Raw genomic sequence first — 24,082 nt, forward strand, 5'->3', positions numbered from 1 at the left:
GTCAATAACCGGGATTAGGGTCCAGCGCACCGTCGGCGCTTAGCTCCACGGCAGGAATAGGCATTACATATTTGCGGCCGTCTGTTACACCCAATACTGTAGCGGCTCGATTGGTTCTAACCAGATCGTACCAGCGGTGTGGTTCAAAAGCGAACTCCAGCCTTCTCTCATTTTCTATAGCCAACAAAATATCTCCCTGCGAGGTGGCAGTGCTGGCTGTCAGCCCGGCCCTGTCGCGAACAGCATCAAGATCTGCCAATGCTCCTTCCAGCTGCCCCAGTTGCGCTCTTGCTTCTGCACGGATGAGATACTGCTCCGCAATACGCAGCACATATGCAGGATCGGTAGCCGGGCTGCGGTAATAGAAGTTGCCATACCACAGTCCCTGGTTGGTAATGGCCACGGCGGCCTTACGGTTACCACCATTGGCCGGATCATTGATCAGCGCAATAAAGGCGTCATTGGGCGCCCATTGACGGGTACCGCCATTGGCAGGTGGCTGCCAGTAACCCCGGTGCGCGTTAACATTGTTGGCGCTGTAGGATATTTCGAAGATGGATTCGTTTGTAGCCACCACATTATTGGCGAAGAAGGCGCTATAGGGCTTTATAAGGCTATATTTGGCGTCGGGTATCAGTTTTGAGGCATAGGCCCCGGCCTGCTCCCAATTCTGTCTATAGAGGTAAAAACGGGCCATTAATGCCCATACTGTTTTCCGGGTGGCACGGTAGCGGTTAGTTGTTTCCGGCAACAGCGGTTCCGCCGTCTGCAAATCACTCAGTACCTGCGCATAGGTCTGTTCCAGCGTACTCCGTTTAAGGCCCCTGGTATCGTTAATGTTCGTAGTTGCTTTCAGCACCAGCTGTACGCCGCCCCAGGTACGGGCCAGATCAAAATAAGCCAGCGCACGTATGAAATAGGCCTCGCCTATTAAAACATTCTTTTCATCCTGCGTAAAAGTAGCATCTGTCACACCAGGCACTTTATCAATCACCTGGTTGGCCCTGTTGATAGTAGAATATATCCCAGCCCAGACGGTGGCCACATTGGCGTTATCGGCCTTTACATTGTGCGAAATGAACTGCTGTATCACTGACTGCGATCCCGTCCACTGGATATTATCTCCAGATAAATAACCAATGGTCTGAAAAAGGGACCCGTAATAAGCATCGTCTCCCAATTCACGATACACGCCTCTTACGGCCGTTTGTGCGGAAGCTTCATCAACAATCGTCGCATCATCCGAAACGGAATCGCGGGGCGCTACATCCAGGAAGTCCTGGCAGGAAGAAAGCAGTAGTACAAGTGGTAATATGCGGATAAGTGATTTCATGATCTTCTTCTTTAATGTTTCCTATAATGTCACATTCAAACCAAACTGCAGGGTACGGGACTGTGGCGGTGTGCCCAGGTCAATACCCTGTACCGTTTGTGTGGCAGTCACGTTTGCTTCAGGATCAGGGCCTGTGTATTTTGTAAGCAGCCACAGGTTATTTCCGGCCGCGTAAACGCGCAGCCCATCTATATGCCAGCGGCTGGTCAGTGACTTAGGCAGTGTATAACCTATGGTCAGCGCCTGTAAACGCAGGAAGGAACCATTCTCAATAAAACGGCTGTTCTGTTCCAGCGTATAGTTGTTACCTACTTTCGTCAGACGTGGCACGTCTGTGATATCACCCTCTTTTTGCCAGCGTTTCAGCTGACTGGCAAACAATACCCTGTTCGCATCGCGGGTACCGCCACCTTCTCCAAAGAAGCGGTTCAGGTTTAATACTTTGTTACCATACTGGAAGTTGAACTGCACAGCCGCGTCAAATGATTTCCAGGAAAAGCTGTTATTGATACCACCGAAGAATTTTGGCAAAGCATTCCCTACAATCTGCCTGTCAGCTACCGTGATACTACCATCCCCATTCACATCCTGGAATACCGCATTACCCGTTTTAGGATCTACATACAATTGTTTGTACATCCAGAAGGAATACATGGAATATCCCTGCTGCATCCTGATCCAGTCGCGGTTATACTGCGTGATCGGTACCGGCAGTTTTTCCACCTTGTTCACGTTTCCGGAAATAGTAAAGGATGTATTCCAGGTGAAATCACCACGTTTGATATTCTCAGAGCGGATAGCCACTTCATATCCCTTGTTGCTGATCTCTCCTGCATTGGAATAATAGGTTGTATACCCCGTATTGGAAGGAACGGGTAATTGCAACAGGACGTCTGTTGTTTTCTTTGAATAGACATTCACTTCGAGCGTTACACGTCCATCCAGGAAACCTGCATCCAATCCCAGGTTGGCCTGTGTTGTCTTCTCCCAGCGCAGGTCCGGATTGGCAAGCTGCAGTGGAGCAGTCGCAGCTTTATCTCCGCCGCTTTCTGCATCAGGATAACCGCCGGAGCCTGTCCACAAGCCACGGGCTGCATAATCATTGATACCACTCTGATTACCGGTCACACCATAGCTGGCCCGTAATTTCAGGTCGCTGAGGAATTGTACATCCTTCAGGAACTGCTCTTCCTTCAAACGCCATGCTGCACCAACGGCAGGGAAATACCCCCAGCGGTGGTTACTGCCGAAGCGGGAAGAACCATCAGCGCGAATGCTTAGTTCCAGGTAGTACTTACTGTCGTAGTTGTAATCAACGCGGGAAAAGAAAGAGGCGAGTGTACCCTGCGTCCATGTCTGCCCTGCCGTACGGGTGGAAGCGGATGAGATATCTTTATAGGCATTGTTCGGAAAACCTGTACCCTGGGCAAAAGTCCTCCCCAGTGTATTCTGCTGGATGGTATTACCCACTACGGCACCAAACGTATGTCCGCGGCCCAGCTTTTTACGATAGGATAATGTCTGCTCATTGATCCAGGTACTATTCTGCGTGATGGAAGATGTAGCTAACCCATTAGTGGGTGCAGCGCCCAGCTGAGTCTTATCATTCCAGTATTCTGATTCATCATAGTTGTTATAATCCACACTCCAGCTGGTGCGGAACTTCAGGTCACGCAGTATTTCCGCTTCTGCATATACGTTACCGATATATCTTAAACTGATAGTATGCACATCATAGTTATTCAGCAATACCTGCAGGTTATCAAAACCGGCCCAACGGGCAGGAGTACCATCGGGATTGGTTTCCGGCAGATAGGTAGGTGTATGTAATGCTGACTGCAGTAAGCCTCCCTGCGGCCCGTCACCTGCACGCGCCTGATTCCTGTAGGAACGGGTAATACCATTACTCACGCCTATCTGCACCCTGTCATTGATCTTATGATCAACATTCAGTTTCAGACTGGTTCTTTCAAAGAAAACAGGACGGATATTCGCTTCCTGTTTTGTGTAACCGGCACCTATATAGAATTTAGTTTTTTCTGAACCGCCATTCAGCGACAGGTCATAGTTGGCCAGTTGTCCTGTACGGAAAAGCTCATCCAGCCTGTCATAGGTTTTCTGTTCTTCCGGCAGTCCGCGTCCACCTTCCGTGACAGGACGGAATGGACGGTTAGCAAATGTCTGGTTCAGAGAAGGATTATCTATACCTGTATTGATCCAGTATTCATTGATTAGTGTAGCATGCTGAGGACCGGTCGTTAAGTCCCATAATTTCGGCGCTTTTGCAAAACCATGTGACACATTCACATTGACCTTAGTACGCTCGCCATAGTTGCCCCGTTTGGTAGTAACGATCACAACACCGTTTGCACCACGTGAGCCATAGATAGCAGTGGCGCTGGCATCTTTCAATACTTCTATACTGGCGATATCAGCCGGATTAATATCTGCGATAGGAGAGGTTGCACGACCTCCTGTACTAACCGTCTGCAGGCTGGTGTTATTCACAAACACACCATCTACCACATACAAAGGATCATTGCCCGCATTAATGGAAGTAGTACCACGTACACGTACAAAGACACCATCTCCGGGCACACCGGTGTTGGAGTTGATCTGCAGCCCGGCAGCCTTTCCCTGTAACTGGGCGTCAAAGCCAGCCACAGGTACATTCTTTGTTTCAGCAGCATTGATGGTTGATACAGAACTGGTCAGGTTACGGCGTTCCTGTGTACCATAACCTACCACCACTACTTCGCTGAGTTTCTTATCGTCTGTTTCCAGTTGAATACTGAGATGACCGTTTGCGCCGACCTTTACCTCCTGCGGTTTATAGCCGAGATAGCTGAAGACAAGCACTGCATCTGACGGCACATTCAATTCGAAAGAACCGTCTATACGTGTCAGGGCGCCCCGTTTTGAGCCCTTTACTACTACACTTACACCCGGCAGTTGCTGACCATTGGTGTCTGTTACCTTTCCTTTTACAGGAACGTCTGCCGGGAGATTGCGGGTAACAGCATTTTTATTGGCAGTTGGCAGTACCGCCCCCCATATTTCCGAGCTTCCCAGTACAGCGGGAATGAGCAGGAACCCCGCATTTCGCGCAAGCCTGCGTATCACAGGAGCATGCCCATAATCAAAAAATGACATATAGTTGATTGGTTTTTATATTGATTATTCTATTTCCATTTCTCAGGACTATACACTACCTGCCCGTCCCGTTTGATCAGCCATGCCGTAACAGGATTGAGGTGATATCCCGTACCGATACCGCGGGCGGCAATCAATTCCTGCAGACCGGGTTGTACATAGCCTGTTTCGTCAATAGCGCGGCTCATAATAGCTGTAGTATCCCCGTTCCATTGCCATAAGTATCTGAAATAAGTATGTGCCTTGTCTAACACAGGTTCCTGCAGGCGCGCAGCATTCCAGGTTTTTCCTGCATCTGTACTTACCTCTACCTGGCGGATCTTCCCACGTCCGCTCCAGGCTAGCCCCCTTATTTCCACCCATCCCTTCTCCAGTTGTGCAGGGTAGGCCGGATAAGTGATAATAGAGCGGGCATCCATGGTAAAGCTGAACTGCCGGATCTTACCATCTTTTACAGGTTCTGTGTATTTGGAAGTCTCTTCTCTCGTCATAAAAGGGCCGTCTGACAATTCAATACGGCGTATCCATTTCACACTGGTGTTGCCTTCCCACCCCGGTAGCAGCAGCCTTGCCGGGTATCCTTGTTGGGGGCGAATTGCCTCCCCATTTTGTGCATAAACTATCATAGCATCCTCCCAGCCCTTACTGACGGGAATGCTACGTGTCATTACTGCAGCATCTGACCCCTCCGCCAGGAACCAGGTAGCCTTCGGATTGACGCCTACTTCCCGGAATAAGGTGGATAGCATCACCCCGGTCCATTCGCTCTGGCTCGTTAGTCCGCAGATATCCTGAGGGGTAATGCTTTCTTTATCCGGCTTTCTGAAATTGCCCGAACATTCTATAAAGCAGATCCTGGATACAGAAGGAAACCGCTTCAGGTCGGCCAGGGAAAAGACAGTCGGCCTGTCTACCATGCCATGAATCATCAACTCATAGCTGTTGGGATCAATAGCAGGCACACCCGCATGATGACGTTCGAAATGCAGGTCTGAAGGCGTGATCATGCCATAGAGATCCTGTAAAGGTGTCTGTGAAGAAGTGAGGGAAGGCTTTCTTTGCGGATGTTCAAATGGAGATCTTGTACCCAGTACACCGGGCAGCGGCCCCACCTGTTTGGTAGGATCAAAAGCCGTTTCGGGTATACCTGTCTGGACCATTTTGCCAAAAGATGACTTTACCAGTGCCACAGCAGCTGTGGCAGCACCTCCCAGCAAAAGGCGACGACGCGTCATCTTTTGACTCATATTAAGTTCAATTTCGAATTACAGTTTTGTACAACACATAAGGTTATTCATATGGTCCGTCCCCTCCTTTTCTGCTGTCTGTGACATAATATCTCCTGGCAGGCATGACAATGCCAGGTAAGGTTTTCGCATTAATGACAGCATCTGCGCCAATCAGTTTGTTGGCATGTAACAGCCAGGCTGTAACACTGTATACTTCGTTATCTGATAGTGAGCCCGGCGCATTAAAAGGCATTGCACGACGTACATAGTCAAAAATAGTCGTGGCATACGGCCAGTAATTACCAATAGCTTTCACGCGTTTTGGCGCCTGGTCGAAAGGTGGTGCATCTACAGTATCAGGCGCCACAAGTATGTTGTATGGCCCTTCTACGCCGGTAGTACCATGACAGGAAGCACATTTTGCAGCATAGATCAACGCACCATTCTGCACAGTACCACTCCCTGCAGGCAATCCTTTACCATCCGGACGGATAGCAATAGCCTTCGTCGCTATTTCTTTTTCTGTAGCTGTCCGGCCATATCCGAAATGTACCGGTATAGCTGTATTACGGCGTTCACAGGCAATCATGAGGGTACCTGCAACGCAGGCCCAAAATGGCATTCGTAGCTTAAACATCAGATAACTGAGACTTGGATCGTTGGTTGATTATAATGCGCAGAGTATAACCGTTACCGGTTACTTGCATTAGTCTCTTGGTGGGAGCACAATGATAATCGGTACAAATATAGATAGTTCATTCCTAAAAGTCTACTATTTATGTAGACTTTTATATGAATGGTAATATTGAACCAATATAAATGGGTATATGAAGAGCAAATATTAGTGTTCCATCATATCCAATATGTCTGTCCAGATGATACGGGCTATCTGTTCACTCTCAATAGTTTTAACCCGTTCGTCAGAGGTAATCATACGATCTTCCTGCCAGTCTATCTCTTCAGGCATAAAATCCCTTAGAATATTTCCGCTGGTGATAACTTCGTATGTCGTTTCCTGAGCAACATCGTCCACAGTGATCGCAAGCTGATACGATCTACCTTCGATATAAACTGTTATTGTACGCCTTTCCATAACAAACAATTAAAACAATCAATTAATAAGGGGTCTCACTACGGATCATTCCATAGCAGATTAAGTTGGAGAGATTCTATTGATATATTATTGGCTGCTGACTACCGGGAGTACACTAAAGTTGTCACTGTTCACTAGTAAACCTGCTTTTGTTCCCTCTACGCTTCTCTTCATCGCTTTTTGACCCTTGCTCGTATACGTCTTCATAATCTCACAATTAAATGGGTTAGTAATAAGCTGACATACTAAATAGAACAAAATATTTGCCAGTATGTTTTTAATTGTAAACTGTGGAATAATTCTCCCCAACTCCAAAGATCAACGGGTCTCTCCGTGGTAAAAAGTGCGCGTTATGTAGGCATTCGGGGCAACACAAAATCGCCTCAAAACAATTGTAAATCAATATATTTATAGGAAAAATTGATCCTTATGGGAGGAATCACAGGCGAGCCCTGCTATATTGGCACATCGGGGTCTTATTTAGAGCTGCAACGTCCAAAAATTGGAATTAATTTCCACCCGCGGGAAAGTACCTTGACTAGTATCCTATACCGCCAGTGAAATTGTTCCTGTAACTAACCGGCCGGGTTCTCTTTTATATAGCTGATATTATAGCTATCTTTCTCTGCATTCACGTTATTGGGTTAACAACCTACAAGCCGCACAGAACGTACAGCCTGTAGTTTGTTCTGTCTCTAAAGATGACTGAGTACTTATTTCGTGGTAATTAGCACAAAGGTCCCGGAGGACTTGTCTGCATAAAAAAGTCCGGCGGCTGATCATGCGATCGTTGAAATAATATGCCGGAATCCGAAATTAACAAAGCATCGCTTAAAAAGTTGCAAATGGAAAGCAAATGAAGTGTAAACAATCTTAAACGAATTGTGAATGAAAATTAAATTTCCAATATTTAAATATGACTAGAAAATTATGGAGTTTATTAAAACTGCCAGCTGAAAGAATATATTTGTTCTTCAGGAATTTTTCGATGAAGCATCCCTTTAAGATCTACATAACAACATCTATTATTTGCTTTCTGGTATTGGCGCTCGTTCAGTTTATTCTGGTCTATAATACCTATGATCTGCTTAACAGACGCTTCTACTACGAGAAAAAAAGTAAGATCAATGAGGAATACAGCAAGGCGATCACGAATGATAAATTATTCCCCGGGGGACAAGCAATCATAGACAGCACCCTGGTGCCTCAGCTCAGAACATTGGAACAACTCTACTATACTGACACCACAAAATTCCAGGTTCATTCACAACATCTATTAAATCAAATATTCCACCGGCTCATCAGATCACAGACAATCGACAGCCTGATGCGGCAGATCCGTGAAAAAGAGAATATAACAGACTCATTACGATATGCACTGAACATTGCCAGGATCGATATCATGACCGGCAACAAAAAATATATCAATATCTACGACAGCCGGAAAAAATATGAATTGATTGACGATTCACTGCAATGGTCTGACGGTATCCGCATTTATGGCGATCTGAAGAACCCTGACGAACGAAGCCAGGTGGCAAGATTGAATGTCAGCAATGCAATGCCTTATACTTACGCCATGGCATTCAGCTTTCATGCGGAGCCTTTCAACCGCCGGCAGATGGTTTTCAGGCAGATGCGCCTGATGCTGACCATGTCGCTCCTCTCCATGTTTGCCATTATTTTACTATTTTTCATCACCATGCGGAACTGGATAAAGCAGAAACGTCTTTCAGATGTTAAAACAGACTTTATCAATAATATCACGCATGAATTTCATACACCGTTGTCGGCCATTATGGTAGCCAACAAAAACATCCAGAATGAAAAGATACTGGATAACAAGATGGCCATCAAATCGCTGTCAGATGTTATTGAACGGCAGTCGCACCGGTTGAAACTACTGTTCGGACAAGTACTGGATCTTGCTACTGTTGATAAATTATTCGTGCAGAAAAAGCCACACCATCTGAACATGCTGGTAAATGAAATTCTGACCGACTTCAGTATCAAGTTCTCCACTTCCAATGTGCAGATCGATTATACGCCTGCGGAGGAAGACCTGGTAGTAAACCTTGATAGTTTTCATTTTACTACCTTAATGCTGAATATACTGGACAATGCAGTGAAGTATAATCTCCAGCCTGTCAAAGACCTGGTGATAGTCATCAGCAATGACAAGGAGAATATTTACATTACTGTCTCTGACACCGGTATCGGAATGTCCAGGGAAACACTCAAACACATCTTTGAGAAATTTTACAGATATCAGAAAGATCTGACGCAGAACACAAAGGGATTGGGACTAGGGCTGCACTATGTGAAACAATGCATAGATGCGCATAAATGGAAATTAAAAGTAGACAGTGAAGTAGGAAAAGGGACTACATTTGTAATTGTGATCCCTGTATAAAATATTTTTTGTAATTAACGTAAACAGGTCGGCTGCTTCAAATTAAAAATTGAACGCTATGAGACATCGTATTTTATTAGTAGAGGATGAATCAGATCTTGGTAATGTGGTAAAGCAATACCTGGAACTGATGGATTTTGAAGTAAACTGGCAACAAAGTGGCAGTGATGCATTGGAAGATTTTAAAAAATCTCCCGAAGGCTATCAGATACTGCTGATCGATGTCAATCTTCCCGGGATGAATGGATTCGAACTGGCCGAACATGTGGTCAGGATCAATAACCAGGTACCTTTTCTTTTCCTCACCGCACGTGGTGAAAAAACGGATCGTCTGAATGGTCTCAAAATAGGAGCAGACGACTATGTCGTGAAACCTTTTGATGTGGATGAACTGGTACTGCGCATCAGAAACATCATTAAACGTAAACAACCCGCAGTTGTGACGGAGGTTGTAAAAGCCAACAATGTCATCACGATAGGCAATACACAACTGTTTGTCGATTCCCTGAAACTGATTACGGAACAGGGAGATGAAATAGTACTTACGCCAAGGGAATGCGACCTGCTGGTGTTATTCTTTCACAATGTAAACCGTGTGATCAAACGTGAAGAGATCCTCACTAAAGTCTGGGGCTCCAACGATTACTTCGTTGGCCGTAGCCTTGATGTGTTCATCTCAAGGTTCAGAAAATATTTCCAGCAGAATTCCGGTATCAGTATCAAGAATGTATACGGAATCGGATTTGTATTCAATGTGAAATGATAATATCGGCGACTTGCTGTATCTATCGTCACTTCTTCTACCTGTCCCGATAATCTTTCTGGATTAGATCTGATGAGATACATGTAGCGCATAAACGCATACTATACCGTAACAAATCTGCTTCAGTAATTCCGTTTAGTAGCACAGGAGCAACTACGGCACCTGCCTCAGTAACGAAATACCTATTTATTGAAACGCGCTAATCGCGCGGTTTTTCTAAAAAATGTCTGACAACACAATGAGCGCGATAAGAATATTTACCAGCTCGTACCCTTCTGATCACATCACAAAGCTAAGTAGAAGTCCAACGAAAACCTATACGGGAAATACGCATTTCTGACTTCTTAAACATTGCTATAATCAATTGGTTTATAATATATTAATACCAATTCAAATCTAAAATACCAGATAAAGATTATCAGGAATTTCTTTTGGATATAATTCGCTTTAAACTTGCATATGACCAGGTTCTTCCTCCGTTCTTCTTCCGTTAAAAACGGAGGAAGAACGGAGGAAGAACCTGGTCATATGCAAGTTTGATCCTGGTTTGATACCGGACATGTCTTTACAGAAAAACCAATCCAACCATAAGAGAAACCATTTTCTTTGCACAGCTCTCTCAGCTCTTCTGTACGCCGTCTTCATTTTATAATCAAACCACTTCTTCCCCAATATCTTCCGCATGGCATCGTCAAAACGCCTCGTTATAAAAATATTCCGCACCCCGACAGCACGTTTCAGCATAGAGACCGGCAATGCCCGATAAGCCACGGAATACCCCGCTGTTTCATACTGGATGTAATGCCAGTAACCGGAAGGTATGAACAACGTTTCACCGAAATGCAGCGTACACTCCCAGCCATTCAAATGCCGGAGCGCAGGAAAAGCCTCATAATCAGGATTGCGCAGATCTGCAATACCATGGAAATTCCACGGCAGCCGATATAAAAGGTAAGGTTATCCGCCTGCGGCGGACTTGATTATTGGTTGATAAAGCGGTCGTCTGTGAGTGTTTTTAAAAATGCTTCCAGTTCGTTGATTTCTGTATCTGTTAAATTCAATGGTGTATTTAACGAAAGATCTCTTCTGATACCATTATCTACAATTGCATCAGGTTTGTTATAGTATTCTATCACCTCGCGTAGCGTCTTAAACATACCGTTATGCATATAAGGCGCAGTAACAGCCACGTTCCTGAGACCGGGCACCTTGAAGAATCCAAGTTGGGCACTGTCCCATGTTACTTCAAAGCGCCCTGCATCTGTCAGTGTCGTGCCATTGTACAAGCCGATGTTCTTAAAGCGGTCGGCAGTAAAGTCTTCTCCGGAGTGGCAATTGCTACAATTGGCTTTACCGATAAATAATAATCTGCCTCTGGCTGCCTCCGGCGAAATGGCCTGATCGTCTCCGCTAATATATCTGTCATAAGGGCTGTTGGCTGTTTCCAATGTGCGCTCATATGCAGCGAGCGCACTCAGTAGATTTTTCTCAGTCGGCACGCTGTTGAACAATTTTCTGAAAGCACGCACATAAGCACTGTCTGCATTCAGCCGCGTTACTGCATCTTCAATAGGCAATCCCATTTCCCCTGCTGAGATGATGGGCTGTTTCGCCTGCTCTTCCAGTGAAGCGCTGCGCCCATCCCAGAAGAAACTGGGCCTGCCGCGCTGGTTGGTGATTGAAGGCGTATTCCGCTTTGTAAGCTGATCATGAATGCCTTTACTGAATGCTGTGGTGTCTGCAAATGCAAACTGCGGCTTATGACAGGAAGCGCAACTGATAGTGCTGTTTCCGGATAATATCGGATCAAAGAACAGCTGTTCCCCCAGCTTTGCACGTGTTAACGGTTCCTCTGAATGAAAGGCCAGCAACATGATTGCAGATAATAATATGCCTGCGATGTACCACTGTTTCATTACTGCGCGTTAGCCAACAATGTTATGTCCAGCTCAAAATCATCATAGATAACTTTGTCGCCGAGGTTCTCGAAATAGTTCTTCGAACGGTATTTGATATCATACTTCGTCCTGTCTATTTTCACCTTTGCGGTAGCGGTCAGCTTATCTTTATCCACCTTGATGGTGGCCGGAAAATTGATGTCATTGGTAATACCTTTGATGGTCAGCTTACCTGTCAGATCATATTGATTATCGCCATGAGGTTTAATACCTGTGATCTGAAAATCTGCTGAAGGGTATTTTTCCACAGCAAAGAAATCATCACTTTTCAGATGACCTGTAAGTTTGGCGTTGCCGTCGGCATCTTTGATATCGCTTACTGCGATACTACGCGTATCCAGTTTGAAACTACCGCTTTTTAAGGCGTTGTTTTCTACATTCAGTGTGCCACTGCTGATGTTGATAGTACCGGTATGTTCACCGGTCACTTTGCGTGCAGTCCACAACAGTTTACTGTTCTTATTATCTACCTGGAATGCAGTTACTTTATTTGCTGCAGTGATATTATCAGCAGCAGTTGTAGGTAAGGTATCAGTATTTTTTACCTGTACGGTAAAAGCAGTGATTACGACTATTACACCGATAGAAGCAAAGGAAGCAGCGTGTTGGAAGAGTTTCATAATAATTAGTTTTTTAAATGACCTGTGAAGGCTGTCTGCACAGCCCCACAGGCCTGACAACAGAAACAACATGTAGAACCGGAAACATATGTGATCATCATCCGATGATAATAGGGTCTCTAGTGAATGCTGGCAACATCCTGCGGAGCTGGTTCGTCAATCAGTATATCCAGGTCTTTATTCCATTTCTCCACATATGATTTGAAGTACTGACCAGTTACTTCTCCTGTATAACCTGTATGGATTTGTCTTACTTCTCCTTTACGATCAATAATGATTGTAGTCGGGAAGGCCATCATGCGGTTGAGTGCCGGAAGTTTTTCCGAAGCCACTTTCTTATCAGCAATGCCACCAAAAAGAATATCATATTCAATACCGTATTTATCTTTTAATTTTCCCAGTGTATACCTGGCATATTCGAGATCATCTTTCTGCTCAAAACCTATGGCTATAGCTTCTACGCCACGTGTTTTGTTCTTTTTGAACCAGGGAGCAAGGAATGCTGTCTGGTCTGTACAATTGGGACACCAGGTACCAATAATTTCTACTATGACCACCTTGCCTTTGTACCTGGCATCGCTGAGTGAAACCTGTTGGCCATTCAGATCAGGTAAAGTAAAATTCAGCTTATTATATCCCTCTTTGAGATAAGTGAGCTTATAGGGATCCGGCAATTCTGCCTGTGCATTTTTAGCACCGTCAAACTTGACATTGTTGTAGATGCCCAGGCTTAGCTCTCCGCTAAAAGACTGATCATCATTGATCTTTCCTTTTATATAAATAGGACTCGGGCCAGTGAACCCGGACAGTTCAAATTGGTCGCCCTGTACAGTGCCTTCCAATTCCCGGCTGTCGCCTACTACAGACATGATTACACCGGTCAATTTATTTCCTTCCTGTTTCAGTAATCCTATACGGTTGGGAGTAGGGTCTTTACTATAGATCTGCAGTTCCCATTTACCTGACAGATCATATGTAGGTTTGACATCTTTTCCGGGTTCCACAAAGCGGTATTTCTTACCGGCTTCTGCTACAAAGGGCAGTGCATTACCACGGAAATTTGGTACCAGGCTTCTATATTCACCGGTAATGCGGCCGTCTGATTCAATCTTTGCAAACAGTGCAGCATCGTAGGTATTCATCTTGATAAAAAGTGAATCGTCAGCAACACGCTTCACTTTAAATTCATCGCGGCGACGACCATTAATGAGTGTAAACACGAAATGCTCAGGGTCTTTGCCTTTCAGTTCAAAATTGAAGGGAACGTTGGCTTCATTGACTGTAAAAACACCACGCCACACGCCTTCTTTTAAGAACGAGGGCTTTTTCTCAGCAGCCAGTACGGTGCTGCTAAAAAGTACAGCGACCAGCAGGCCTTTTACTCCAATGCGGGTAATTGTCTTCATGAGAGTAGATTTGGTTTGAGTGGTTGATAGTTCAGGGCATGGCAATCTCCTTCCGCCTGGCGGTCAGCTGTAAAGTATATCTGACGAAATGGAATGGGAGCGCCTTGCTAAAGGCAGGATTTAGCTACAACAACAGGGCATACAGCCGGAAGAACGAAGGAAGTTGTACATGTTGAACAGTGTTAGTTAATTTCAATAAATCAACTAATTAATGGTGGCTTAATTAGGGTGGTGATAACAAAGATAGAATGGCAAATTTTATTTTCCAAAAAATAGTCCATTATTTTTGTAGACTAATAGAAAATAGTGCAGACAATACTACTGAAGGTATAGACATAGGGATATAAACTGTGTGTTCTTCAGTGTAGAAGCTTGCGATGCTACTCTATAATGTTGGGTTACCTGACGTGCGGAGCTTAAAGCTGTTCATTGTTCTCCTTCCAGTTAACGCTTGTCTTGTGACCGTAAAATCTATTCACCAAAATAAACATAACTGTAATGCTCGCAATGATAACGTAATGTAAAACGATTGACGGCATGTGATTAAAACTGACTGATAAAGTATAAACTATCTAAATCTACATAAAACAGGTTGAAAATATACGGCAGCCGCTGTGTTTTAAGCATAAACCGATAAATTCACTGACAAAAGTTAGTACAGCTTTACGAATCTAACAATACCACGATCGTTTAATCACTGTCAAAAAACAGTCACAAAGCAACAAAGTCCCCGCTATAAGCGGGGACTTTTCAATAAAGAGTCAGTTCTGACAGGCTTGCCAAATACAGGCCATCCGTCCTTATCCCAGGTAAAACGCTGGATACGCGGGGATCTTTTATCTCCACAGCCATCACCGGGATGATCATTCGCGTGATAAAGTATCCAGTATTCTTTCCCATCTGGAGAAGTGAAGAAGGAGTTATGCCCGGGCGCATATACATTATTTTCAATTGATTGCTTAAATACTGATTCCGGCTTCTTCTTCCAGGACGCAGGATCCAGCAGATCGCTGTCTTCATCGGCAACAAGCATCCCTAATGCATAATCATCTGTCCAGCACGCTGATCCTGAATACACAATGAACAATTTCTTCCCGTATTTCAGCATTTCCGGCCCCTCATTCACATCTATATGCCGAAGCGTGGGGTCGCCAATATCTCCTTTGGTTTCCCAGGCGTATTCCGGCTTTGATATCCTTACTCTTTTCCCTTTGATTGTCAGCGGATCTTTCATGGCCGCGATATAAATATCCTGCCGCCCATTCTTATTCCCTTCCCATCCAGACCAAATCATATATAATTTTCCATGATGTTCAAATACGCTCGCATCAATGGCCCACTTGTCTTCCACATCAGCAACCTTGCTTTTGAAGACCCAGTCGCCCTTCATCGGATCTGCAGAACTGTTCTCCAGGGCGTATACCCGGTGATATTGATTATCACCACCATCAGCCGCAAAATAGACATACCATTTGCCCCTGAGGAAATGAATCTCCGGCGCCCAGATATCTCTTGAAAAAGGACCAGCTGCCGGCGGCCTCCATATCGTTTTATGCACTGCATCTTTGAGGAAAGCAATGTTCTTCGTCTTCCACAGCTCCAGGCGGTCAGCCATGGTGTGCATGTAATAGTAATATCCATCCTTATAGATGCACCAGGGATCAGGCCCTTTGGACAAGAGCGGATTGCGGAAAGTATCCTGCGCATGTACGGACCCTGCCAGGAGCAAGAGGCAAACAAGTGTTCTTATCATCTTTATTTAAGATTAATCTGCTGCACTTCGGAAAACAACAGGTCTTCCACACCACTGATCTTTACACCGATACGCGCAAATACATAATCCTGGTCGCCTGTAGTACCGTTGCCGGAAATGACATCCGGAATATTCACGCTCAGGTGCACATTGGCGGGGTCAGTAATATCGCTTCCTGCCAGGGAGCTGCGCGCAATGTAATTGGTTGCGTCTACAAACCGGGTCTGGTTCAGATACAGGAACACTGTTTCTACATTTCGCGCATTTGCATCGGTAATGATCTTCTCCAGCCGGCAGCTGCTGTTCACAGCAGTTGTACCGTTTCGCTCCATTTTGGCATCCCTGATCATGTAATAAGGCATCACTTCAATGTCCATCTCCCGGCTGCCGTTTATAGTCAACAGCATAGTGTCAGACTTTGTCTCTGGGTCGGTAATTGACCTGAAAGGCCCCTGGGAAGGAGGTATGATCAGTTTGTAGTTCCCATTAAACAACAATGCGGAGTAAGAGCCATCTTCATTTATAGCCACATTAATAGCGCCGTTCTTACCCCAGCCGGGTTCCCACAGTTCGAAAGTTACATCTTTTGAACTGACATTAACCGGCACTCCCTGGTAGGTAATATGCCCCGACAGCGTGGCCGATGGCGCCTCGTAATTGTCTTTCCTGCAGGAAAAAGCAGTCAGTATCAATGTCGTATATACAAATATCTTTTTCATGTAGCCTCTTTTTAGTTGTTGGGATTCTTTACCAGTTTGGGATTATTACTGAGGATGTCTGAACCGATGCGGGAATAATAGTTTCCGAAATTAAAGCGGTGTGCAGCTGTTACGTTGGATGGTTTCACCACCCTGTATACCCATTTTCCATGATTGGCATTACCCGGGTTGAATATCTTATATCCCCATAGCCCGTAGATCATGGTATTGATCTTATCGGCCTTACCGATGTTGCTCACAACATCATTAGCTGAAATGGTCTCTCCATTCCATACCTTATGCGCCAGTCTCCAACGTTTGTTATCAAACATTTCATGGCCTTCAAAGGCCAGCTCCACACGTCTTTCATGTACGATCCTGTCAAAAGAAATTGCTGCCTCTGGTAATGGGGTTGTAAAACCAGCCCGCTCTCTCAGCTGATTCACATAAGTGGATGAAAGGCCTGGCTGTCCTAATTCAAGTGCAGCTTCAGCTGCATTTAATAATACTTCCGCGTAGCGGTAACGTACCCACCATACATCACTGCGGGTACCGATCTGCCCTGAACCAACTGTAGGGTCCAGGAACTTACGCACGAAAAAGCCTGTCTGGGCACTGAACTGCAATCCGTCTATCGGACCGTCAGTTCCTACTACCTGCGAGCTTTTAGGAGTGCCTGCCACCGGAATACTGTCCAGGTCTCCGAAGTTATCGCCGGTGATAGTATTGTACTTACCATCTTTCCAGTACATTACACCAGCCCAGATATCCAATGGTACTCCTTTAAATTTGGTGCCAGGCAGGATGATCGTACCTCCAAGACGCGCATCTCTGCCGGCAAAAATATCTTTAGGATCATTGTAGTACATGTAGTCGCTTCCGTTATTAGTGATAAATGGACTATAAGTATTATCCAGTTTCTCATACAGGAGCGCCAGGTTGAGCGATGGATTTATTCTGCCTCCCTGCTGTTCTTCCGCAGATGACCATGGCTGATTAAGGATGGTCCATTCCTGTGTCTTGCCAGATTTCAGTTTGAAGTCCTGTGCAAATATCACTTCCGGGTTATTGGCTTTGTCGTAGAAAAGCGCGGCAAAATTCTCTTCAAGATCCTCTGCTTTCTTCTTATACAGCGAATATTTACCACTGCTGATGATCTGCTGCGCGGCATCCAGCGCTTTCTGATAATAGGGTATTGCTTTATCAGCTGCTATACCTACTTCCCCTCCAGGTAATGATACCGATGGCGTATTCACACCATACTTCGCTATGGATGCAGCATATAATGCAGCTCTTGATTGCATGGCCAATGCCAGCCATTTGGTAGCGCGTGACTTGATACCGGCATCATCCGGCAGTATAGTTTTAATGCTATCCATCTCACTGATCACAAAGTCGTAGATCTCCGATTCTTTCGCCCTTGCATGCTGCAGATAGGCAGGGTCTCCGCTAAAATCATATTCCATTGGTTCCAGTATCAACGGCACTCCCCCCATACGCTTCACTTCTTCGAAATAAATAGCAGCGCGCAGCAACCGTGCTTCTGCTACAAAACGTGCACGTACATCTTCCGCCAGTTCTTTCGCAGCGCTGCATTTCTGTACAAAAAGATTCAGGTCGCGGATATATCCATAATCCCAAAGGTTCCACCAGTCGTACGGATAATCTACCTGCTTCGTTCTCCAATACTGGCCGGATTCAGAAGGAAAGGCTTCATCAAAATTGGTAAATTCTGTCCAGTTGGTAATAGTCTGCTGCTCCGGATAACGATTGTAGAGATCAGCAAGAACTGATAATACCAGGTCAGGACTTTTCCATACGGCTTCGTCGGTAAGCAGGTCTTTAGGATCTGTGCTGAGGAATTCATCATCCTTCACACACCCGGATATCATTACGAGGGCTGCTGCTATTGTCAGCAAATATTTTTTCATGCTAAATGCAGTTAAAAGATCAGAGAGAAAGTTCAAAACCAATGTTCACAAATTTGCTCTGCGGATATGTGAGACCGTTATCATCTACAATCTCAGCATCAATACCGATGCCCTTCATATTATCAATAGAGAATAGATTGTAGGCATTCACATAGAAACGGGCCCTTTCTATTTTCACACGGCTGAGCAGCTCTTTGGGTATTGTGTATCCTAACTCGATTGTTCTGGCACGCAGATATTTTACGTTAACAAGCCAGAAGTCAGAGTTCTTGCCAAAGCTGCTGTGATCACCGTTATTGAAGCGAAGCGCAGGATATTTTCCGGGTATCCAGCGGCTGTTCAGATCCAGCGGATTTTCCCTGTGCCAGCGATCTTCATACAGGTCCAGCAGCAGGTTACCGCCATTCTGATAAGGGTTGCGCATCTCCCAGTTACGGTTGAAAGAATAACCGCCACCACCGGAGAAATCAATGCGTGCATCGAAACCGTTCCATGAAGCAGCGAAGTTCAGACCAAAGTTCACAATGGGATTTTTGCCTGTGCCATAACCGATAGGGCGCATGTCCATATCGTTAATCAGACCATCGTGATTTAGGTCTTTATAGATAAGATCTCCCGGCAGCAATGTTTTATTGCCGGTGCCATCTATATTCACCGGGTACTTATTGATCTGTTCCTGCGATTGGAATTGTCCCTGTACCTCATATCCCCAGAAGGTATTACTGAACCTTTCTTCTACGGAGTTACGGTAATGATCCCATGAGTTGTTATATACCGGCTTGTAAGTGTGCAGTGATTTAATTCTGGCATATGAGACATTGCCTCCTATATTCAGGTTCACTTTTTGAATTTTGGTAGACCAGGCAATGGAGCCTTCTATACCTGCCACCTGGTCACTGTTCACGTTTTCGGAAGGCAGGGAATATCCGAGTTCGCTGGGTACCAGTATGTCATACTTTGCTCCCAGCAATCCTGTTCTTCTTCTGTTGAAGACATCTATCGCACCACTGATCTTACTGTCCAGGAAACCGTAATCAAGGCCGATGTCCAGCGTTCTGCTCACAAACCATGATATGTTCCTGATAGGAACGCCTTTATTACTGGAACCTATTACAGCATTTCCATCCAGTATAACGGTAGAGGCATTATAGTTATATCCCGACAGGTAGTCGTAGGGCCCAATACCTACATCATCATCGCCCAGTTTTCCGTAAGAAGCACGGAGTTTCAATTCGCTCAGCACTTTCTTACTAACAAAACTGAAGAACTTTTCTTCACTCACACGCCATCCACCGGAGATGGCCGGGAAAGTACCCCATCTTTTATCGGGTGAAAATTTCCAGGAAGCATCCCTACGCGCGGAAACTTCCAGGTAATATTTTCCGGCATAGTTATAATTCAGACGACCGATATATCCCAGACGGGCTTCTGTACCATCGCCATCATTATAGGTATCCATGGTGGAAAAATAGATCAATGGCAACTGGTTGGTAGTAGGCACAGAGTGTACGTAATTACTCAGGTCTCTTCTTTTAATACGCTCTGCCACCAATGTAGCACCAACAGTATGCTGTCCGAATACTTTATTGTAGTTGAGCTGTACCTGGATAGTTGGTGAGAGGATGGTTCTGTTACGTCTTTCCCTGTAAGGGTTGGAGCTACCGCCTGTTACATTATAAGTGCTGTCTGTTGGATTATACGTATATACTTTATAGGTATACTCATGCCCATTCATAATTTCATTGGCGTAGTAATAAGAGAACAGTCCTTTCGCTGTCAGGCCTTCCAGTGGGAACTGGTATTCAGCTGTCAGGTTGGATTGTAATACACGCCAGTCACTGCGCCAGTATCCTGACAATTTTTTATTCTGCACGGCCCAGTTCTCTGTGTTGTGGCCAATGTCATTTGGGTACTCAGGATTATCATTGGCATAAGCGCGTTCGGTAGGCCTGTTACGGAGTATCGCAAAACGTGCAGCCCAATAGTCATCACCACCGGGTACTCCTGGCTGATCACGGGTTTCAACACGTCCGTTGATCTGAGCCCCGATCTTAAAACGATCGGACACGCGGGCTTCTATATTGCTTTGTACATTGGTACGTTCGAAGGTGAATTCCCTACCCAGCACGGAATACTGCTTCAGGTGTGTAGCAGACACATAGTAGTTGATCCTTTCAGAACCACCGGTAAAATTGAGGTTCATTTGTGTAAGCGGAGAGTTTCCCTTTACAATGAACTTATACCAGTCGAAGCTTTTATAGCCAGTTTCTGTACCCTGTTTCCATTTGTCCAGCTCCGCCTGTGTAATGGAAGTCTTGCCATACTGGTTCATATCAGCATCTGCTTTACCCACCATCCACTGATATGCATTGGTCGTTTTAGGAAAGCGTGTCCAGTTCTGCCATCCCCTGTAAACGTTTACGTTGATGGTGTTACGGCTGCCCAGTTTACCACGTTTCGTAGTTACTACAACTACCCCGTTTGCAGCACGCAAACCGTAGATAGCAGCAGAAGCATCTTTCAACACAGTGATGCTTTCAATGTCAGCCGGCGCAATGTTATTAAACTGGCCTTCATCCTGTTGAATACCATCTATTACATACAGCGGGTTCCCCATGTTCCTGATCTGTATGGAAGCGCTGGCGCCGGGACGGCCATCAGAAAAGCGGAAGGATACGCCTGCTATTTTACCTGCCAGACCAGCACTGACGGTAGCACCAGCGTGTACACCGTTTAAGTCTTTACTGGTAACAGAAGCAATAGCGCCTGTCAACGATTCTTTTTTCTGTGCACCATAACCGACGATCACCACATCACTTAGCGATGTGGAAGATGCTTCCAGTGTGGCATTCACGTTATCCTTACCATTGATCTCGATCTCTTTGGGGGCAAAACCTACATAAGTAAATAAGAGGATGCCACTTAACGCAGGCACATTGAAGGCATAGGTGCCTGTAGCATCTGTCGTGGCACCGGTAGAAGTACCTTTTAGTTTTACGCTCACACCTGGCAGGGGCTGACCTTTATCGTCGGTCACCTTACCACTGATCTTTACTGGCTGCATACCAGGATCTGCGGCCGGAGTGCGTAATCGATTAAGCACAATCTGACGGCCAGACACATGATACTGCAGTTGCAATGGCGATAATAAGCCATTCAGGATGTTGCCTAATGCTTCATTTTCGGCCACTACATCCACTTTGCGGTCTGATTGGATCAGTGAAGAACTGTAAAGGAATTTAACGTCGACCAGCTTTTCTATCTGGCTAAGGACTTTGCCGATGGGCTGCTGCTTTGCTTCAAGGGAAATTTTCTGCTGCAGTATTTCCTGGGCTTTGCTACTTCCGGCAAAGGTGAGGGTAGTAAACAACACTGCAACAAGCAGCTGAGAGGCACATGTACGCGTAACGTGAAAGATTAAATCACGGATTCGTAATCTTTTTTTCATAACTTGGATTGTGTTCCTGAATAATATGGGAAATAGAAGGGCTGTCTTATCCCAGTGGAGCGGGTATAAGGCAACGTGACATTAGTCATAGCCAGTGGTACGGCCATACCGCTGGCTATTTTCATTAAGTACTAGTATTCATTTTTTTTTAGATCCTGGTTTAGTTTTCAATAACGATGACATCCTTTTGCTGAGAGGGCTATATCATCTCCTGTTATGATACATTCAGCCTCCAGCGCCCTGCAGATCAGGCGTATCTTTTCATATAATGGTTCATCTGTCAGCGATGCCGTCAGTCTGCAATCTGCCAGCAAGGCTTTATCATACCTGATGTGCACACCATAGGCTTGTTCAATAGTATTTATAACACTATCTACCGGAGCATCATTAAATACGAACGAATAATTAGTTGCTGCCGGCGCCTTCGGGTCTATCTGGTGCTGTTCGGCCAATTGTACCGATACGGCAAGTGTATTTCGCTGTAATATAGCCTGTTGATTGGCTGAAACGTTGGAGACCATCTTACTTCCCAATGGTTGTATGGATAGCGCTACTTTCCCTGTCTTTACATACACTTCCACCAAACTGTCCTGATCATATGCTTTCACATGAAAGCTGGTACCCAGTACATTGATCACCATTTCATTTGCATATACGATGAAGGGTTGTAATGTATTACGGGACACTTCGAAAAATGCGGCGCCGGAAAGATAGACTTCACGTTTACAATTCCTGCCTGCACATACCGGGTAACTTATCCTGGCCCCGGGTTGCAATACCACAGAACTTCCGTCGGGCAATCTTACCGTCCGTAGTCCCTTCTCCTCATTGACTTCCTCTATCCGTTTATTGCCATCGAGTTTTGCTTCCTGCAGCAAACGGGTGTATACGACGGCCGACTCCTTCTCCGGACGCATCCACCAAAGGGCTGCCCCCGCCAGGATGCACACTGCGGCTGCCGCCCAATACCAGTAGATAAAACGGCTTTTTTTTACAGGCGCTATGCCCGCCGTATCCATCTGGTGACTGATTTCATTCCACATCTGTAGCTGATCCTCTTCTTTCAGCTGAAAGACAGGTAGCTGTGCTGCTGCCAGAATAATGGTCCTTGCCTGTAACATTAACTCCTGCTTACCGGGATATTGTGTTATCACCTGCTCCCAGTGAGCGCCGTCCCTGCCTTCCTTTACCCATGCCACAAAAGAATCGTCACAGACAAAATCTGCTGTATCGTATGCTGAATAATCCATAGCATTAAATGCCTTTCCGACAGTAATTATATTAATAAAGACAGGAAGTGGTTATTTTAACTCACTTCGCCTGAAAAAAATTTTTCTTCTTTTTTATTGCCTGACAGACGTCCATTTAGTTATGGCGACGAAGACTATTTCCATCCTTGACGCAGTTGGGCAGACAGGCTTATTTCCATCCCTCACGCAGTTTGACAATGGCACGTTGCACAAGGTTCCTCACAGATTGTTCATTGATCTGCAGGATTCCCGCTATTTCTTCCCAACTGAAATTATCATAGAACCGGAGACGGATCACTTCCTGTTGCCGTTCAGGCAGGCGGGACATCAGCTGCTGCAATCGTTGTAACAGCAACAGGTATTCTTCTGTTTGTATTTTGATCTCCTCGATGGATGCTGTTTGTAAAGAAGTAGTAGCGGGTATCGGTTTGATATCAGCCATCCGGTGCAAACGGCGGCGCAGGGACCGGAAAAGGTAATATTTAATAGAGCTGGTGTCAGAAAGATTATGGCGTGTGCGCCAGAGGTCGGCAAACAGATCCTGCATGGCATCCTGTACCAGGGCAGCATCAGGAACAAGGTGATAGCCATAGTTATATAAGGTACCTGCATAGCGCTGGTACATTTCACTGAAGGCCTCTGTGTTTCCTTGTTTAAAAGCTATCCATAGCTCGTGGTCCGCCATGGATGCACGGTTGATGTTTTCGGACCCCGCCAATTTACTTTCCTCGTTTAAAGTACAACAGTTCAGACTATTGCATCTAAACTACAAGCTATAAAAATTAAATGATACAGGGTAGAAAATTAAAAGGGGCCTGATGAAAATCAGGCCCTCCCCAAATTAACCATTAAAAAACTCATTTGAATTTTGCTGCACCAAAAATAGGATGAATCCATGTTTCAACTGTTAATCATAAGTTAATGATTTTAAATAATTTGGGTCAGGTAAGTATTGTTTTTATAGCACCAGGTATAAATCAACGTGGCGTTTTATCCGCCTCATTCGGCTCCGCCTGGAGCCCTGTGTTTGTAGC

Annotated in this window: 17 protein-coding genes; 2 read left to right on the top strand and 15 right to left on the bottom strand. The window is 45.3% G+C overall.

Annotation, left to right across the window (positions count from 1 at the left end):
* Position 1 precedes the first annotated feature (1 nt).
* From F3I09_RS27645 to F3I09_RS27665, 5 genes are all read right to left on the bottom strand, one after another.
* Positions 2 to 1,333, bottom strand: a complete 1,332-nt coding sequence (locus F3I09_RS27645) for a RagB/SusD family nutrient uptake outer membrane protein (RefSeq protein WP_149698292.1) — start codon at positions 1,331 to 1,333, stop codon at positions 2 to 4.
* Positions 1,334 to 1,354: 21 nt separating this feature from the next.
* Positions 1,355 to 4,486 carry a TonB-dependent receptor gene (locus F3I09_RS27650; RefSeq protein ID WP_149698293.1) on the bottom strand — a complete coding sequence of 1,044 codons (3,132 nt, stop codon included), beginning with the start codon at positions 4,484 to 4,486 and terminating at the stop codon, positions 1,355 to 1,357.
* A 29-nt stretch (positions 4,487 to 4,515) separates the two neighbouring features.
* Positions 4,516 to 5,733 carry a sulfite dehydrogenase gene (soxC, locus tag F3I09_RS27655; RefSeq protein ID WP_149698294.1) on the bottom strand — a complete coding sequence of 406 codons (1,218 nt, stop codon included), beginning with the start codon at positions 5,731 to 5,733 and terminating at the stop codon, positions 4,516 to 4,518.
* 43 nt (positions 5,734 to 5,776) lie between these two features.
* Positions 5,777 to 6,352: a c-type cytochrome gene (locus F3I09_RS27660; protein WP_223233408.1), complete on the bottom strand. Its 576-nt coding sequence runs from the start codon at positions 6,350 to 6,352 to the stop codon at positions 5,777 to 5,779.
* A 204-nt stretch (positions 6,353 to 6,556) separates the two neighbouring features.
* The gene (locus F3I09_RS27665) at positions 6,557 to 6,808 is read right to left on the bottom strand and encodes a hypothetical protein (RefSeq protein ID WP_149698295.1); all 252 of its coding nucleotides are present in this window, start codon (positions 6,806 to 6,808) and stop codon (positions 6,557 to 6,559) included.
* A gap of 916 nt (positions 6,809 to 7,724) precedes the next feature.
* On the opposite strand from F3I09_RS27665, the gene F3I09_RS27670 reads away from it, so the two are divergent.
* Positions 7,725 to 9,221, top strand: coding sequence for a sensor histidine kinase KdpD (locus tag F3I09_RS27670; RefSeq protein ID WP_149698296.1), 1,497 nt, complete (start codon positions 7,725 to 7,727; stop codon positions 9,219 to 9,221).
* 58 nt (positions 9,222 to 9,279) lie between these two features.
* Complete coding sequence (locus F3I09_RS27675) at positions 9,280 to 9,984, top strand: response regulator transcription factor (RefSeq protein ID WP_149698297.1); 705 nt, start codon at positions 9,280 to 9,282, stop codon at positions 9,982 to 9,984.
* A 447-nt stretch (positions 9,985 to 10,431) separates the two neighbouring features.
* On the opposite strand, the gene F3I09_RS27680 is transcribed toward F3I09_RS27675, so the two are convergent.
* From F3I09_RS27680 to F3I09_RS27725, 10 genes are all read right to left on the bottom strand, one after another.
* Entirely contained in the window at positions 10,432 to 10,923 is a 492-nt protein-coding gene (locus F3I09_RS27680; protein ID WP_370512671.1) for a cupin-like domain-containing protein, read from the bottom strand.
* 41 nt (positions 10,924 to 10,964) lie between these two features.
* Entirely contained in the window at positions 10,965 to 11,900 is a 936-nt protein-coding gene (locus F3I09_RS27685) for a cytochrome-c peroxidase (protein WP_149698298.1), read from the bottom strand.
* Positions 11,900 to 12,562, bottom strand: a complete 663-nt coding sequence (locus F3I09_RS27690) for a YceI family protein (RefSeq protein WP_149698299.1) — start codon at positions 12,560 to 12,562, stop codon at positions 11,900 to 11,902. Before F3I09_RS27690 ends, F3I09_RS27685 begins: the two co-directional genes overlap by 1 nt.
* Positions 12,563 to 12,681: 119 nt before the next feature.
* Entirely contained in the window at positions 12,682 to 13,968 is a 1,287-nt protein-coding gene (locus tag F3I09_RS27695) for a peroxiredoxin (protein ID WP_149698300.1), read from the bottom strand.
* Between the two features lie 733 nt (positions 13,969 to 14,701).
* A complete protein-coding gene (locus tag F3I09_RS27700) occupies positions 14,702 to 15,721 on the bottom strand; it encodes a family 43 glycosylhydrolase (RefSeq protein ID WP_149698301.1) in 1,020 nt (339 codons plus the stop codon).
* A 2-nt stretch (positions 15,722 to 15,723) separates the two neighbouring features.
* Entirely contained in the window at positions 15,724 to 16,440 is a 717-nt protein-coding gene (locus F3I09_RS27705; RefSeq protein ID WP_149698302.1) for a DUF3823 domain-containing protein, read from the bottom strand.
* An 11-nt stretch (positions 16,441 to 16,451) separates the two neighbouring features.
* Positions 16,452 to 18,350, bottom strand: a complete 1,899-nt coding sequence (locus F3I09_RS27710; RefSeq protein ID WP_149698303.1) for a RagB/SusD family nutrient uptake outer membrane protein — start codon at positions 18,348 to 18,350, stop codon at positions 16,452 to 16,454.
* A gap of 19 nt (positions 18,351 to 18,369) precedes the next feature.
* Positions 18,370 to 21,798, bottom strand: coding sequence for a TonB-dependent receptor (locus F3I09_RS27715; protein WP_149698304.1), 3,429 nt, complete (start codon positions 21,796 to 21,798; stop codon positions 18,370 to 18,372).
* Between the two features lie 167 nt (positions 21,799 to 21,965).
* Entirely contained in the window at positions 21,966 to 23,048 is a 1,083-nt protein-coding gene (locus F3I09_RS27720) for a FecR family protein (protein ID WP_149698305.1), read from the bottom strand.
* A 169-nt stretch (positions 23,049 to 23,217) separates the two neighbouring features.
* On the bottom strand, positions 23,218 to 23,733 hold the full coding sequence (locus F3I09_RS27725; protein ID WP_149698306.1) for an RNA polymerase sigma factor: 516 nt from the start codon (positions 23,731 to 23,733) through the stop codon (positions 23,218 to 23,220).
* Positions 23,734 to 24,082: the final 349 nt, after the last annotated feature.

The organism is Chitinophaga sp. CF418 (assembly GCF_900142925.1).
In the GTDB taxonomy this organism is placed as follows: domain Bacteria; phylum Bacteroidota; class Bacteroidia; order Chitinophagales; family Chitinophagaceae; genus Chitinophaga.

What these genes read in the sequence shown, in the direction of transcription:
- F3I09_RS27725 (WP_149698306.1), bottom strand. Translation starts at nt 23,733, where the DNA reads ATGGCGGACCACGAGCTATGGATAGCTTTTAAACAAGGAAACACAGAG.
- F3I09_RS27645 (WP_149698292.1), bottom strand. Translation starts at nt 1,333, where the DNA reads ATGAAATCACTTATCCGCATATTACCACTTGTACTACTGCTTTCTTCC.
- F3I09_RS27715 (WP_149698304.1), bottom strand. Translation starts at nt 21,798, where the DNA reads ATGAAAAAAAGATTACGAATCCGTGATTTAATCTTTCACGTTACGCGT.
- F3I09_RS27665 (WP_149698295.1), bottom strand. Translation starts at nt 6,808, where the DNA reads ATGGAAAGGCGTACAATAACAGTTTATATCGAAGGTAGATCGTATCAG.
- F3I09_RS27670 (WP_149698296.1), top strand. Translation starts at nt 7,725, where the DNA reads ATGACTAGAAAATTATGGAGTTTATTAAAACTGCCAGCTGAAAGAATA.
- F3I09_RS27685 (WP_149698298.1), bottom strand. Translation starts at nt 11,900, where the DNA reads ATGAAACAGTGGTACATCGCAGGCATATTATTATCTGCAATCATGTTG.
- F3I09_RS27650 (WP_149698293.1), bottom strand. Translation starts at nt 4,486, where the DNA reads ATGTCATTTTTTGATTATGGGCATGCTCCTGTGATACGCAGGCTTGCG.
- F3I09_RS27705 (WP_149698302.1), bottom strand. Translation starts at nt 16,440, where the DNA reads ATGAAAAAGATATTTGTATATACGACATTGATACTGACTGCTTTTTCC.
- F3I09_RS27710 (WP_149698303.1), bottom strand. Translation starts at nt 18,350, where the DNA reads ATGAAAAAATATTTGCTGACAATAGCAGCAGCCCTCGTAATGATATCC.
- F3I09_RS27720 (WP_149698305.1), bottom strand. Translation starts at nt 23,048, where the DNA reads ATGGATTATTCAGCATACGATACAGCAGATTTTGTCTGTGACGATTCT.
- F3I09_RS27695 (WP_149698300.1), bottom strand. Translation starts at nt 13,968, where the DNA reads ATGAAGACAATTACCCGCATTGGAGTAAAAGGCCTGCTGGTCGCTGTA.
- F3I09_RS27675 (WP_149698297.1), top strand. Translation starts at nt 9,280, where the DNA reads ATGAGACATCGTATTTTATTAGTAGAGGATGAATCAGATCTTGGTAAT.
- soxC (WP_149698294.1), bottom strand. Translation starts at nt 5,733, where the DNA reads ATGAGTCAAAAGATGACGCGTCGTCGCCTTTTGCTGGGAGGTGCTGCC.
- F3I09_RS27660 (WP_223233408.1), bottom strand. Translation starts at nt 6,352, where the DNA reads ATGTTTAAGCTACGAATGCCATTTTGGGCCTGCGTTGCAGGTACCCTC.
- F3I09_RS27700 (WP_149698301.1), bottom strand. Translation starts at nt 15,721, where the DNA reads ATGATAAGAACACTTGTTTGCCTCTTGCTCCTGGCAGGGTCCGTACAT.
- F3I09_RS27690 (WP_149698299.1), bottom strand. Translation starts at nt 12,562, where the DNA reads ATGAAACTCTTCCAACACGCTGCTTCCTTTGCTTCTATCGGTGTAATA.